This window comes from Mariniflexile sp. HNIBRBA6329 (assembly GCF_043558645.1).
Classification (GTDB): domain Bacteria; phylum Bacteroidota; class Bacteroidia; order Flavobacteriales; family Flavobacteriaceae; genus Mariniflexile.
The window spans coordinates 73,137-88,726 of record NZ_JBIFXS010000011.1; the positions used below are offsets into that span (position 1 = coordinate 73,137).

At 34.9% G+C, this 15,590-nt stretch carries 7 protein-coding genes; 3 read left to right on the top strand and 4 right to left on the bottom strand.

The features are described from left to right. The first annotated feature begins 37 nt into the window (after positions 1-37). A complete protein-coding gene (locus tag ACGK9U_RS12350) occupies positions 38-3,028 on the top strand; it encodes a LamG-like jellyroll fold domain-containing protein (protein ID WP_394466688.1) in 2,991 nt (996 codons plus the stop codon). Between the two features lie 184 nt (positions 3,029-3,212). Then, positions 3,213-4,577, top strand: a complete 1,365-nt coding sequence (locus ACGK9U_RS12355; RefSeq protein ID WP_394466689.1) for a hypothetical protein — start codon at positions 3,213-3,215, stop codon at positions 4,575-4,577. 538 nt (positions 4,578-5,115) lie between these two features. Here the strand turns inward: ACGK9U_RS12355 and ACGK9U_RS12360 are convergent. The 4 genes from ACGK9U_RS12360 to ACGK9U_RS12375 form a co-directional block, all read right to left on the bottom strand. Beyond that, positions 5,116-8,007, bottom strand: a complete 2,892-nt coding sequence (locus ACGK9U_RS12360; RefSeq protein ID WP_394466690.1) for an alpha-amylase family glycosyl hydrolase — start codon at positions 8,005-8,007, stop codon at positions 5,116-5,118. A gap of 94 nt (positions 8,008-8,101) precedes the next feature. Further along, complete coding sequence (locus ACGK9U_RS12365; RefSeq protein ID WP_394466691.1) at positions 8,102-9,454, bottom strand: SusE domain-containing protein; 1,353 nt, start codon at positions 9,452-9,454, stop codon at positions 8,102-8,104. 16 nt (positions 9,455-9,470) lie between these two features. Further along, positions 9,471-11,018, bottom strand: a complete 1,548-nt coding sequence (locus tag ACGK9U_RS12370; RefSeq protein WP_394466692.1) for a RagB/SusD family nutrient uptake outer membrane protein — start codon at positions 11,016-11,018, stop codon at positions 9,471-9,473. 12 nt (positions 11,019-11,030) lie between these two features. Then, positions 11,031-14,135 carry a SusC/RagA family TonB-linked outer membrane protein gene (locus ACGK9U_RS12375; protein WP_394466693.1) on the bottom strand — a complete coding sequence of 1,035 codons (3,105 nt, stop codon included), beginning with the start codon at positions 14,133-14,135 and terminating at the stop codon, positions 11,031-11,033. A gap of 277 nt (positions 14,136-14,412) precedes the next feature. On the opposite strand from ACGK9U_RS12375, the gene ACGK9U_RS12380 reads away from it, so the two are divergent. Beyond that, a complete protein-coding gene (locus ACGK9U_RS12380; RefSeq protein ID WP_394466694.1) occupies positions 14,413-15,486 on the top strand; it encodes a LacI family DNA-binding transcriptional regulator in 1,074 nt (357 codons plus the stop codon). Positions 15,487-15,590 lie beyond the last annotated feature (104 nt).

Consider the following 15,590-nt stretch of genomic DNA (forward strand, 5'->3'; position numbering starts at 1 on the left):
TTTATTTTTTCCAACAACTAAACTAAATTTTTTTATAATGTTTACAAACACTACATGTAATCGATTACCATTTTGCCTTTTTATAAGTATATTTAGCTTATTTTTTACAATACTACAAGCTCAAACATTAGCATTTCCTGAAGCAACTGGGTTTGGCAGATATACAACGGGTGCAAGAGGACATGCCAATCCTCAAATATATTTAGTAACCAATTTAAACGATAGTGGCCCTGGGTCGTTTAGGGATGCCGTTAGTCAAGAAGGGCGTTTTGTTATCTTTAAGGTTGGTGGCATCATTAATTTACAAACACAAATTGTTGTGGCAAAAAACACAACCATTGCAGGACAAACAGCAACAGGAGAAGGTATTGTTTTAGCGGGACCAAGGGTAACATTTACAGGAGCAAGTAATACCATAGCCAGATATGTACGCATTCGCTATGTTGGTGGTGCTAAAAATCAAGATGCTTCGGGTTTATCAAATGGTGCTAATATGATTTTTGACCATATGACGTTTACTTGGGGTACCGATGAGGTGTTTTCAATTAATTGGGATGGAAAAGGATCAAGTCCAGATAATATCACCATTCAAAATTCAATTATTGGTCAAGGATTGCACCGTCATAATCATTCTGCGGGTGGATTAATGCAACCATCAGATGGCAAAATAAGTATTATAGGTAATTTATATATCAGCAATAAAACTAGAAATCCTAAAGTTAAAGGGATTAATGAGTTTGTAAATAATGTCGTTTACAACTGGGGTAACTATGGTAATACTTATGGACATGCAGAATCTGGAGATGCTTACATTATGGGAGGAGATTCGGCAGGAGTTTCCGAAGTAAATATTATTAACAACTATTTTATGGGTGGTCCATATACAAGTAGTTCAGTATCTACACCTTTTAATAGAGGAAACTCAAATTTCTATTTATATGGCTCTGGAAATTATTTTGATAACAATAAAAATGGGGTGTTAGATGGTGCTTTAGTGTCCGAAGATTTAACCGGTTATCCAACAGGTGATGCTTTAAGTTTGCAACAAACACCTTATGATTATCCAGAGAAAAACAACTCAATAACAGCACAGCAAGCTTTTGATAAAGCTATATTAAATGTAGGTGCTTCATATCCAAGACGCGACCAAGTTGATAGCTTAATGATTGACGATTTAGCATCTAAAGGCTTAAGAGGTTCTTATGTGTATCGTGAATATGATTTACCATTTATTAACGGTGGTTTAGGTCACGTCTATGGTGCGCCTGCACCTTTAGATACTGATAATGATGGTATGCCTGATGCTTGGGAAGATGCTAATGGCTTAAATAAAAATAATGCTGCCGATGCTCTAACAGTAAGCACAACCAATGCACCTTATTTAAATATTGAAGTCTATATTAACGGATTAGTAAATACCACACCTCCAGATTTTATTATACCACCTTCAAATGTTAATTTTACGAATGCCGCTTCTGTAGAAGTGCCACCTAGCAGTTCATTAACTGTTAACTGGAACGATAACTCCGATAATGAAGATAACTTTATTCTAGAGCGTTCTATAGATGGTACTAGTTTTACGGTACTAGCAAACTTAGCAGCAGGTATAACCAGCTATAATGATACAGGTTTAACTCCTAATACAAAATATTATTACCGTGTTAAAGCCACAAATGTATCAGAATCATCAGTTTATAGTGCTATTGCATCGTTAACAACACCGGCCATACCATCGGCACCAGACAAAACTACAAATCCAACACCAAAAATGGGGTATAATTTTGTAGAGTTGTCAGGCGGTAATTTAATATTAACTTGGAATGGAAGTTCAAATACAGAAAACTATGCTGTTTATTTTGGTGAAGATGCTTCTAATCTTACAAAATTAGCTGATGTAGCTTATTCAGCTTCACCTTCATATCAGGTATTAGGTTTAAATTCGGCTACCAATTACTATTGGAGAATTGATGCTTCAAACAATAAAGGAAGTGCAACAGGCGATGTATGGACTTTTAGAACTATTTCTAATGTTCCAGAAGGAATAGTAGGGCATTGGCCATTTGTTGAAGCTCCTTTTGATGGTGGACAAATTACCGATAATACAAGTTTTGCAAATCATGGTGTTTTAGATACTAATTATGATAATGAAAGTGTTAGGGTAGCAGGAAAAGCAAATAATGCTTTAGATTTTTCAACCTCTCCTAACGGTACATATATGGTAAATATTCCAAATCAAGATCAGTTATTTCTCGATAAAAGCTCGTTTACTATTTCTTTTTGGATGAAGGCCGCAGCTAACTTATTGCCAATAGATGCTGTAAGTTCTTATTTACTGTGCAAAGGTTCTTTTACCGCAAATCAAACTACTGGAGCAACTGGAAAACGGTTTAATGTTGAGTTTAAAAGCGGACAGATGCGTTTTGCCATAGACGATAACGTTACAAAAAAGGAATTATCTACAAGTGGCACACCGTTTTTTACAGGTAATTGGGAACACGTTGTGGTAATGAGAGATGTTTCGGCACATAAGTTAAAATTATACTTAAATGGAAATTTTGTAGTAGACCTTGATGAAACTGGAGTTAACGGAATTGCCGAGGTAAGTGATTTAATTTTAGGTAATATAGGTGAGCTGGAGTTGCTAAATGGAACAGGACCTGCACCTTATAAAGGACTATTAGATGAACTTAAAATATTTAATTACCCATTAAATGCTACTGAAGTGTTAAATTTATATCAAAATGTTTTGTTGAGTAATGATAAATTCAGTCAAAATAAAGATGATGTAATGGTATATCCAAACCCTGTAAATGAGCAAATAAACATAAGTGTTCCTTCTTATAAACAAGCTTATTTATTAGCTACCATAACTGATATGACTGGAAAATTAATTTTTAAAGATCAGTTAACATCTCTAGGAAATAGTCGTTTTGTTTTAAGTATTGCCAACAAAAAACTATCAGGGGTTTACATACTTAATGTTTCTGGAGAAAACATAAATAGCAATTTAAAAATAGTAGTAAAGTAAAGTTGTAAATTGCTCTTAAAGAAACCGTTGCATTAATTTGCAACGGTTTTTTTTATACTGTTTTATAGGCATATTCATAATAATATAAACTATTGTTTTTCAATAAAATAGGTATTATATTAGAAGGAACAAACCCCGAAATTGCTCCAAACGGGCCAAAAACGGGGTTTTCTTTTAAAGTGTGATGCCAAAAATAATACGTTTAAGCGAATTTCAATACGAAATTCCAATTTTCGCCATCAATAAAGATTTTGATGGATTTTATGTCCAATTTCTAAAAACCGATTTGGGCAAAATTTACCTTTCCACGCCTTTTTCCGAGCTTGGTCAATCTTTCAAATTGAAAGGTTCTAAAAAAGGAACCCATTGCTATTTTAGTCCCAAAGGGAAAATTGCCTTGATGATGCTCAAAAACTATTATGGATGCTCGGACAAGAAACTGATCGAGCTTTTGAATGGAAATATTTTCATGCAGTTTTTTTGCGATATTCTAATTCCCATCGATAAACCGCTGACCAACTTTAAGATCGTGAGCCAAATCAGGATGGAGCTTTCCAAGGGTTTAAATATTAGAAGATCCCAAGAAGTACTTGCCAAGAACTGGATCCCTTATATGAAGGACCTGGACAAAATGTTTACCGATGCGACCTGTTACGAGAGCGAAGTGCGTTTTCCAACCAATCAGAAATTGCTTTGGGAATGCGTTCAGTGGAACTACAGACAAATGGAATCCTTATGCCGCACTTTGAAAATCAAATTGCCCAGGACCAAATATCTGGATTGGTGCAGACGCTATAACGAGTATTCGAAAAAACGAAAGAAACAATCCAAATACCGCACAAAAGTAACCCGAGGGTTACTGAAATTACTGTACAAACTTAACGGTGCACTGGGTCAGATAGAAAATCAATATCCATTTGAATCCACCGCTAAATACAAGCGACAACGATCCATTATTGCCAAAGTTTACCGGCAACAGGCACAAGTATTTAAAACAGGAAAAAGTGTTCCCGATAGAATCGTAAGCATCAGCAAAAGTTACATTCGTCCAATTGTGCGGGGCAAAGAAACCAAACAGGTAGAATTCGGAGCAAAAGTGAACAAAGTTCAAATAGACGGAATCAATTTTATTGAGCATATCCAGTACCATGCCTTCAATGAAGGGACCCGTTTGCAGAGCAGTGTATCTTGCGCCCAAAACCTGACCAAGACTAAAATAAAAATACTGGGAGCAGATGCTATTTATGCTACCAATAAAAACCGAACATTTACCTCAAGCCGCAAAATCCAGACCGATTTTATCAGAAAAGGAAAGGCTGGTAAAAACGAAGAACAGCGTATAATTTTGGCCAGAGAAATCAAAAAAGAACGTTCCACACGTCTTGAAGGAAGTTTTGGTAAAGAAAAAGAACATTACAACCTGAAAAAGATCAAGGCCAAAACCCAAAAGAGCGAGATTCTCTGGATTTTCTTCGGAATCCATACAGCCAATGCTCTTGAAATTGGAAAAAGAATTAACAGCTCTCGATTTAAAAACTCAGCTGCTTAAAAAAACGAAAGCTAACTTCGATGGGATACTTGTGTCCTGTTGGAAACAAAAACACATTCTTTTCTATAAAATTATCCTTAAAAAACTCCAAATAACAAAAATGACCAATTTTGATTTTCAAAATCGGTCATTTTTTATGTTAGTTTTACTCAAAAGTACTCTTACTTCTGAATGTGCCTTTATAATAAAACAAAGTTGCTGCTCACGATACAAGACGAGAATCCCATAAAAAAACAGTTTAGTTCATTCTAAAACGTTTTTTATGCAAAATATTTTAGAATTACTTGCCTTCTAGTGTATTCTTTAACTCCAGAAATCCAATATTTGTTCCCACTTTCCACGTCAAAATAATTTCCGCTTATTCTAGTTCCATCAAGACCGCTTTTTAAAGTTGATTTTTTGAATAAAAACCTCGCTAATTATTTGATTGGCGAGGTTGTTTTTATTTTTCAGGATTATATTAAAAAACATCTTTTAACTTTAAATGTCCACAAATCGTCAACAGTTTATTTCTTAAAGTAATTTACGTTAGATTTATTTAGAGTTTTATTAGCTTAAAAACACCTGTGTTTTCATAGTCTGTATAGATTTTGACAAGATAAATGTTTTTAGAAAGGTTCGATATGTCAAATTCTGTACCTTTTAAAAAAGTTCCATTATAGATTTTTATAAGTTTACCTGTTATATCGTAGATTTCTAATTTTTGAGTGTTTTGATTTACTTTGAAAGCTGTTTTAGCAGGATTCGGAAATAACCTAATATTCACTGTATTTTGATTGTCTTGATTTGAAAGTGTACTAACTTGGTTTCCGTAGATTTTAAATTCACCCGGATTTAAATTAATACTAGTTGTAGCACCACTAATACTTGTAGTGTTATCCATCAAATCGTACCAGTTCCCGGAATAAGGAAAGTTTGGATTTATTGCTTGAGTAACAATATCGAAATTAGCTATAATAATTACATTTTTAAGTGATGCCCCACTAACGCTCTCATCACCCATATAAATGCTAATTCTAGGAGTTAAATTATTTGAATTAATATTATAGTTGCCCTCAAAAACAGGCTCGTTAATTTTTAAACTGTTAATGCGAGACCAATCATTATATATTATACTGCGAGTTGCGTTGCTTAACCAACTATTAGTCCATTGGGGCTGTTGTTTGGTATCCAGTTTACAATCGCCACTAGTTGCATCGTTGGCTGTGTTTACCGATCCATTATTACATGTAAAAATAGAGTTTTCCATACCTAATTCGCCAAAGTGCCATATCATTTTTGGTCCTGGAATGGTTAACGAAATAGCTCCTAAAGCAGACATTCTAGAAAGGGCTGTTTCTAGAGAGGTAACATCATAATTTGAATTGCTATTGCCAAATTGAAGATTTTTATACATCAACCGTTCTTCATCATGACTTTCAGCATATCCCACTAGTCTGGGTCTGGTATACCCTCTTGAGTTATGCCCCATTTCTGTAATGTTTCCAGTATAACCCATGGTTAGTTCATTGTATTGGTGGTTAAGGTTTCCCCAAAGCATAATGCCTTTACCTTCATCAATGCGATAATTAGCCCATTCGGTTTCTTCATCTCTAGATGTTTTTCCATCGTTGTTAGCATCCCAATCGGCTCCTAGATGCTCGAATATTACATAATGGTTAGGGTCTAAACTCCAACTGTAGTCTGCATATTCTTTTAATACGGTAACTCTATCGGCATTATAATCATTGGTGCAGCCTTCGTTATTTTCGCAATTTTGTGTAAATCCTTTGGTTAAATCCCAACGGATACCATCAATTTTAAACTCTTCAATCCAATGTTTTACCACGCGTTTGGCATAAGTTTTAGTAAATCCGTTAGAGTGGTCGAAATCTGAGCCAACATTATAGGAGTGTTTTGGAGTTTGGTTAAAATAGGGGTTTTCAGAACTTGGATCTCCCCAACCATCGCCATCGGCATCTTGCATCCATAAACGTACCATTGGGTTTCTACCGAAAGCATGATTTAAAGCAACATCTAAAATAACAGCAATACCATTTTGATGACAAGTGTCAACCAATTCCTTAAACTTTTCTTCAGTACCGTAAAATTTATCTAAAGCCATGTGAAATGCCGTGTTGTAGCCCCAACTTTCATTGCCTTCAAATTCCATAACAGGCATCAATTCAATAGCATTAATATTTAGGTTTTTAAAATAATCGATGCGGTCAATAAGGTCCTGAAAGGTTCTGTTGGAGTCGAAATCACGAATTAAAACCTCGTAGATTACCAAATCTTCTTTTTTAGGTTTAGAAAAATTGGTTGCCTGCCAATTGTAATCGGTTTGGTTTGTTTGCAATACTGAAACTTCAAATTCTTGGCCATTTGGATATTCTGGTAAATTAGGGTAGGAGTTTGCTGGGATATAAGGGTCATCAAAAGGCGATAAAACCAATGTTGAATAAGGATCGGCTGTTTTAACCAAAGCAGGTGAATTGGTTATTGGCGTTTTATCTACTGCCCAATATTGATATGTTTCAATTTCTCCAGGCGTTAAACCCGCTAGGGTTATCCAGAATTTACTGTTACGTGAGGGGTCACGTTTCATGGCATAATTGGTGTTAGGTTTCCAGTTATTAAAACTACCAGAAACATATACAAAGTCTTTGCCTGGCGCATAAAGTACTAAGGTTGCTTTGGTTGGGTCTGAGTCGTCGTATGTTATGCCATCTTGGTAGCTTACGGGCATAATTTGCGAAACAGTAATAGGATCTATAATTGCTGAAAAAGTTTTGGTTTTGATTTCTCCTTGTAAAGTAGCTTCAAGAGTATAGTTTTTATTTTCAGTGATATTTGTATCTGTATAAGAGTATGAAGTAATGTTATTTTGAGAGTTAATGATGATACCGTTTGCTTTTAAAACATAATTGGCATTTCCACCGGTATTACTAGCTGAAATAGATAAATTATCTCCGTTATTAAGTATTGATGTGTTGTTTGTTGGAGATGTAATTGACAATAAAAAGGTGCCAACATTAACAATTATATCTTCAGATTGCTTTTGCCCAGTCCCATCTTTTGCTTTTACAAGAAAGCCTATTTGCCCAATACCTGTTCGGTTGTAGAATGTTGTAGGAACAAATGTAATGGTGTATTCATCGTTTGTTGCATTATACGCTAAGCGATTGGTTTCGTTTGTACTGGTCCAGCTGCCATTTGTTGGACAATCTTGTTGATTGCTTAAATTAGTATCTGAAGACCAAGCCCATAAATACAGTCCATTATCGGTAACGCCCCAAGTAGATTCGTTTATGGTTGCACCATCAAAAGTTATGGTAATAGTGTCGTCTTCGTTAAACGGATTAGGCGCAATTGAGAAATCTACATTTTGCTTTTGAGCCAGACCGAAGAAAAACATCAGTAGTAGATTTAATGTTATTATTTTTTTCATTTGGTTTAAAGTTTAAACAAAAAGGGTTGTATTAGTAAACAATAACACAACCCTTTTAATCATTACATTATAAATATTAGTTAGTCACCATATTTTATCGTTTCCCTATGAAATATTTAGGGCCATCAACATCGTTAAAATCGATGCTTATAACATAATTTCCAGCAGTAACAGCAATATTGTTGTCTGGGTCTTGGTCAAGAATATTATCTGCATTTGCATCACCGTAATCGCCATTCCATGCGTTATCTGGTCTGAATTTTAAATCACCGTCAAGGAGCGTAATATTTTCAGCAAACCAAACACCTGGTTGAATTTCTGTTAACGCGGCATCAGGAGTTTCTCCCCAATTGTTATATCCAGATCCAACAGCACCCCAAACGGTAGCTTCTTCAATAGCGTATGAATTATCTTTAAGGTCTAAAGTAACTAAATAATGTCCTTCAGTAACGGCTATATTATTATCGGCATCTGCATCTAAAACACCATCAAGATTAGCATCACCTAAATCGCCACCCCATGTATTATTCATTCGTAATTTAATATCACCATTTAATAACTTAACACTGGCTTTAAATGTATCTGTAGTGTGATCGTAGTATAATTTAGCATCAGGTGTTTCTCCCCAATTATTATAGCCAGAGCCAACAATTCCCCAAGAAAATTCTTCAATAGTATAAGAGTTATCGTTTGTGTTGATTGTTATTTTATAATCTCCAGCGGTAACAGCTATATTGTTATCGGCATCAGCATCTAAAACACCATCAAGATTAGCATCGCCAAGGTCGCCACCCCATGTGTTGTTTTCACGAAATTTAATTTCACCATCAACTAAATTAACATAAGAAACAATAACACCATCGGTTGCAGTGGTGTAAAATTTACCATCGGCAAAGGCTCCCCAATTATTGTATCCAGAACCAACAACACCCCAAGAAGCTACTTCATATGCTCCACCACCTGAAACAGCTTCTGGCAATACCACATTTATTGTTTGTATTTCTGTGTAAACAGGAAGTCCACCATCTGTTCCAGGAGACGCCATTAATCTAAAGTATAACTCACCAGTATTTGGATTATCTGTATTAGGGTCGTTATCCAAGCCTGCAGCTTCAGCATACTTTAACATGTTTCCTATAGTAATAGAAAGTTCGTTACCTGCTGTAGTACTTACTACTGTTGCATCTGTAAAATCTCCTAAAATAGAATTTTGTAATTCGTATTCTACATTTGTTGGAACTCCAAAATATGCATCTTCCCAAATAAAGCGTTCACCAATGTTTTTAGAGGTAGCTGTGGTTAGGGTATATTCCTCTAAAAATGTATTCGAGAAACGAATACCTTCTTCAGGTACTTTAGCGACGAACATTAAATCGTCTTCTTGATCACAAGATGTAAAGCCTATGATGGCTAAAATTAAAAGCGATAAAATTTTTATATTTTTCATGATAATTAGTTTAGTTTTAATAACCTGGGTTTTGAGTTAAGTTGGGATTTGCCTGTAGGGCAGACGACGGAATAGGATAAAGATTATAGGTTGAAGGAATGGAAGTGCCATTTTTTACACCACCTTTCCATGGCCATAAATAAGAACTGCCTGTAAACATTTCGAATCGAATTAAATCGGTACGTCTGTGACCTTCAAGATTTAATTCTCTTCCTCTTTCATCAATAATAAAATCTAATGTTAAATCACTTTGAGAAATTGTACTTGCATGAGAACGTTGTCTTACTTCGTTAACATAATTTACGGCGGTTCCCATATCTGTTCCGGCAGCTGTTCTAACTGCACATTCGGCATATATTAAATACGCATCCGCTAATCTGAATAAAGGAAAGTCGGTGCTAGAGAAACTTGATGACAACGAACTGCCTGAAAAATTGGTATTTCTAAATTTAATAGAAGGGTAGCCATTGATCCATTCTTTATAATCATCCATTTCATAGGTATGACCATCGGTCCAGAAAAGTTTAGACCTATCATCGGTAGAGGTTGCTAAATCGCCAAAAAGTCCATACCAAGCTTTTGTTGCTCTATGGCCACCCCAACCTTCGGTTGCTCCAAATTCTGCAAGAGGCATGGTATCTGCATTTAAATTACCATTAACAATGTATGTGGTATTTCCAAAACTTTGACTTACCTGAGAATCTGCTATTAGTGGAAAGATGATTTCTGTTGATGAATCATTATCAGCCGAAAACATGCTTACAAAATTTGTAGCCAAAATATAATTTCCATCGGTTATAACTTTATTCGCATAGGTTGCAGCTTCGGCATATTTAGGCGAACCAATATATACTTCAGCATTTAAATATAATTTAGCTAATAGCATTTGAGCAGCTCCTTTGGTTGCACGACCATAGGTGTTTTTGGCTAATAAAAGTGGTTCGATATCTAATAACTCAGTTTCAATGTAATTGAATAACTCTTGTCTTGAAGCTTCTGGTAATGGGGCGGTTTGTCCGTAATTTTCTTCGGTTGCTAAAACGCCTTTTCCGAAAACATCAATAAGGTAGTAGTATGCTAAAGCTCTGATGAATCGCACTTCAGAAATAATAACATCTTTATTTTCTACATCTACATTTGGTAAAATAGATAATAGGTTGTTACACTGGGGTATGGTAAAGAAAATTCTGTTGTACAAATATCTAAAGAATTTATTCTCTGGGGTCCAGTCGCTTGTAGTTGTTAATTGGTCTAAACCATTATCTCCCCAACGGTTTTTCATGCCATCGGCAGCAAAATCCTGAAGATTCACAATGCCTCTTAAAAAAGGAGATTCTCCTGCGTTATCACTGATATCTGAACTTTCAGGACCATCTGCTCCAGAAAGAGCGAACGAACCGTAAAGACGCGATAAGATACCTTCGACAGCTTTAGGGTCTTGAGATAAAAGCTCTTCTAACGATAGTTCAATTAATGGTTCGGTTTCTAAATCGCTGGTACAGCCAGTATTTAGAGTACCAATAAAGACCAAACCAAGTAGTAATTTAAATATATTATTTTTCATTGTTTTTATAGTTTAAAAGTCAATATTCACACCTAAATTGTAAACTGTTGGTCTCGGGTAAAAGTTATTGTCAATTCCTAAGAAATTTTCTGGATCTTGACCTGAGTAATTAGTAAATAGAAACGGATTATTTACAGCTCCGTAAATTTTTAGGGTGGCATTTTTAATCACATTGTTTAAAATATGTGCTATTACAATATTTTCACATCTTAAGAATGAAGCACCTTCTATAAAGTAATCAGAATACTGAATAGGGTCGATAATATCTGTAAACACAGGGTTTGCAGCGCCATTAAAGAAGTTTAAGGCATTATTAAAGAATGTACCATCTTGAGATTTTACATTTTGAATTTCGCCATGTGTTAAACGTCTGGAGTTGTATATTTCTCCATCTAACTGTCCTCTAAAGCTTGCCGTAAAATTCCAGTTTTTGTAATCTAGATTGAGTCCGAAACCAAAAGTCCAATTAGGCTGAATAGCTCTGTAATACCTATCGGCTTCGGTAATTCTTCCATCATCATTTAAATCAATAAATGAACCAAGAATAGGATCACCATTAGTGTCATAAACCTGTTTGTAAACCCAAGCAGAACCTGCTTGTTGGCCTACAGCATGTTTTAATAAAATGTTTCCTGTACCAAAGGATAAACCGCCATCTTTAGCATTAATTTGTTGTACTCCTTTTAAATCGGTTACTTCGGTATAGTTGTATGATAAGTTTCCGTTTACCGCTAAGTTAAAAGTTTCTGTTTTTACAGGATTCATGTTTAAATTCAATTCAAAACCTTTACTTTCTGTTGTACCAACATTTTGAATTACTTGATCACTTAAAGCTTGTCCAGGAGGAACGTTTGTTAAAACTAATAAATCGGTTGTTTCTTTCTTGTAAATATCGAAGGATCCCGATAGAAAACTATTTTTAAAGAAATCGAAATCTACTCCTGCATTATAAGTGGTTGTTTTTTCCCATGTTAAATCTGGATTGAATTCCTTTGCGTTATACAAATTTACTCCAGACAAATACTGACTTTGAGGAGATCCAATTTCGAACAAAGGAATGGAAGGGTAGAACCCTACTTGACCAGAAATATCTTGTTGTCCTGTTTCACCCCAACCTATGCGAATTTTGAAGTCGTTTACAATGTTTGAGTTTTTCAAAAAAGATTCTTCTTTAACTTTCCAAGCTAATGCAGCCGATGGGAAATATCCCCAACGATTTTCTTTTGTAAAAAATGAAGAAGCATCTGCTCTAAACGAAGCCGTTAATAGATATTTATCAGCTAAATTGATGTTTGCTCTACCAAAAAAGGATTGCAAGTTTAACTCATTAAAATATCTGTTATTCGGATTTAAAGGATCTACATTTGGAATACGTACTCCAGAAGTTTCATCATTCATAAATTCATCTTTATTACCATCATTTTTAAAATTCTGGTATGAATAACCTCCTTGAATATCAAAGTTGTTTATAAACAAATTGTCAAACTCCTTACGATAAGCTAAATAAGACTCTAAGGTTGTATTGGTAATGGTTTGTCTTTCAGCAAAACTTAATCCTGGATTGAAAATATAGGTTCCTAGAGTCACACTAGGATCGGGAACTAACGTATATGCGTTTACAGCGTTTTCTGCAAAGCGTTCTTTAATGTCGGCTTCTGCTGCTTCTAGGCCTAAGTTTACTACGGCTCTTAATTCTGGTAAGAAATGAAATTTATAATCTAACTCTATATTACCAAGAATACGTTTTACTTTTTCAGGTCTAATTCTTTGCTCCAATACGGCTAAAGGGTTACTAGCACCAGCTTTCGCATTTGGGTTGTTAGCATCATTTGAAGCTCTTAACTGTTGGTAGTATCTATTGAAAATAGAATTGTTATCGTAAATGGGTTTTGTTGGATCCATGGAAATAGCTCCTCCAATAGCGCCACCATCATCTACTGCGTTTTTATCTACAAGTGTTCCTTTGGCGTTAATATCCAGTTTTAAATGTTCGTCAAAAAACTTTGGAGTTAGGCGGATTGAAGCCGTAATTCTTTCATAGTTGTTTGTTTTTACAACACCTTCGGTATTGTTATACCCAATAGACGCTCTAAAAGGAATAGCTTGCAATAAATTAGCCCTTACTCCAAAATTGTAATCTTTAGTTACGGCCGTTCTGTAAATAGCATCTTGCCAGTTGGTATTGTAAATGGCTCTATCACCTTCGGTTGTACTAATAATTTGAGAAACAGGCTGCGATGTAGAAACAGACCCCACAGGAACACCTAAGATTCCTAAGTTATTAGGATAATACATTTGTACAAACTTCACAAAAGTATCACCATCCATAATGTCAATTTGCTGACTATTTGAAATGCTACTAATTGAAGTTCTTGCAGAAAAATTGAATTTAGCTTCTCCCGATGTTCCTTTTTTAGTGGTAATGATAATTACACCATTCGAAGCTCTAGAACCATAGATAGCTGTAGCCGAAGCATCCTTGAGAATACTAAAGCTATCAATATCATTCGGGTTAATTAAACTTAAAGGGTTTCCAACTCCGGCAACGCCACCGTTATCTAACGGTACACCATCAATTACAATTAATGGGGCATTGTTGCCTGATAGCGAAGAACCACCACGTATTCTAATGTTTGGTGCTGCATCTGGTTGTCCACCAGCACTTGTTATTCTAACACCAGCAGCTTTACCTTGAAGGAGTTGATCGGGAGATACTACGGCTCCTTGGTTAAAGTCATCAGAAGAGATAACATCAACAGAGCCTGTTAAGTCTTCCTTTTTTACACTTCCGTATCCTATAACTACAACTTCATCTAAGCTGGCCGTATCTTCAACCAATACAACATCTAATACAGTTTGTCCTGTATAGGTGATTTCCTGAGTTTGATATCCGATGAATGTAAAGGTGATTACATCTCCTTGATTTACTTGAAGCTGATATTCGCCGTCAAAATCAGTAGCGGTACCATTAGTAGTACCCTTAACGAGAATATTTACTCCAGGAAGTGGCAAAGATGTAGATTGTTCTGTTACTGTTCCTTTAATACTTGTTTGTGCTAAAATGTTAGTGGGCACAAAAAAGAGAAAAAGCAGTATGCCATTAATAATTGTCTTCATACATTTCTTTTGTTAATGTCTTAGTTTTAGTTTATTATATCTTCACTTCTCACGTTGAATTATTGCTAAAGTAGTAATTCGACCTATACACAAATTATCAAATTCGTAACGGAAACGTTTGCGTGTTAATAACTTTTGCGAAATTTTTAACGGAAACGTTTGCGGACCGATAATTTTTAGATATTTAGGTTATTAAGAAGAAACATATTAAATTAGCTTTACTCGGTTAGTTTTGTAATAGTCTTTACACTTAAAATTAGCCTATATTTATTTAGAAATGAAGAAAAAAGTAACATTAAAGCAAATTGCAAGAGAGTTAGATGTATCGATATCTACAGTTTCTAGAGCCTTGGCAGACAGCAAGGAAATAGGAGAGAATACCAGAAGACGAATACAATCATTTGCTAAGTTTCTTAACTATAAGCCAAATAATATTGCGCTAAGTTTAAAAAACAAGAAGACCAAAACTATTGGAGTTTTAATTCCCGAAATAGTACATCACTTTTTTTCAACTGTTATACGAGGCATCGAAATTGTAGCAAATCAACGTGGTTATAATGTAATTGTAGGGCTTTCTAATGAATCTTTTTCTAAAGAGGTGTTAAATATGGAAATGTTGGCAAATGGGAGTATTGATGGATTTATTTTATCTATTTCAAAAGAAACCCTTCTTAATCAAGATTATCATCATTTTAACGAAACAATAAGCCAAGGCATTCCTATTGTTATGTTCGATCGTGTGGTTAACGAGGTAGAATGCGACAAAGTTATAGTTGACGATTTTAAAGGTTCGGTTAAAGCAGTAAAAAAACTCATTACAAACGGTTGTAATAATATAGGGTTAATCACCACAATGGATTATGTAAGTGTGGGCAGATTGCGTACCCAAGGGTATTTACGTGCTTTAGAGGAAAGTCATATTTATGCCGAACCAAACCTTATTCTGAAGATAGATGATAATTTGTCTGTAGAAGAAAATTTAGATTTACTTGAAGCTGAAATTGAACAATTGTTTAAAAAGAATCCAAAAATTGATGGTGTTTTTGCAGTAAATGAATTGTATGCAGTTACTGCTATGAAAGTTGCAAAAAAATTAGGATATTCTATTCCAGATGCTCTGCAGGTTATTGGTTTTACCGATGGTGTTTTGTCAAAACACGCATCGCCTAGTTTAACCATTGTAAGTCAGCACGGACAAAAAATAGGGGAAAAAGCAGCCGATTTATTAATCGATAGATTAGAAATGGAAGACGATGAAAGTGATGTAAGTATTGCCGAAAACAATAGTGATCAAGCTTTTAAAACCCATATTATCGAGACGGAAATTATTGAAAGAGAATCAACTAAATAATTTTTTTTTTGGAAATTTAAAATTCTTTTCTATATCTTTGACGCAGAATCAAAACTTATATTTTCACTTCTCACAAAGTAAGTTTTGATAAGTTTTATGCTTAT

Excerpts from the sequence above, each read along its gene's own strand:
- ACGK9U_RS12370 (WP_394466692.1), bottom strand. The coding sequence starts at position 11,018 with ATGAAAAATAATATATTTAAATTACTACTTGGTTTGGTCTTTATTGGT.
- ACGK9U_RS12360 (WP_394466690.1), bottom strand. The coding sequence starts at position 8,007 with ATGAAAAAAATAATAACATTAAATCTACTACTGATGTTTTTCTTCGGT.
- ACGK9U_RS12350 (WP_394466688.1), top strand. The coding sequence starts at position 38 with ATGTTTACAAACACTACATGTAATCGATTACCATTTTGCCTTTTTATA.
- ACGK9U_RS12365 (WP_394466691.1), bottom strand. The coding sequence starts at position 9,454 with ATGAAAAATATAAAAATTTTATCGCTTTTAATTTTAGCCATCATAGGC.
- ACGK9U_RS12355 (WP_394466689.1), top strand. The coding sequence starts at position 3,213 with ATGCCAAAAATAATACGTTTAAGCGAATTTCAATACGAAATTCCAATT.
- ACGK9U_RS12380 (WP_394466694.1), top strand. The coding sequence starts at position 14,413 with ATGAAGAAAAAAGTAACATTAAAGCAAATTGCAAGAGAGTTAGATGTA.
- ACGK9U_RS12375 (WP_394466693.1), bottom strand. The coding sequence starts at position 14,135 with ATGAAGACAATTATTAATGGCATACTGCTTTTTCTCTTTTTTGTGCCC.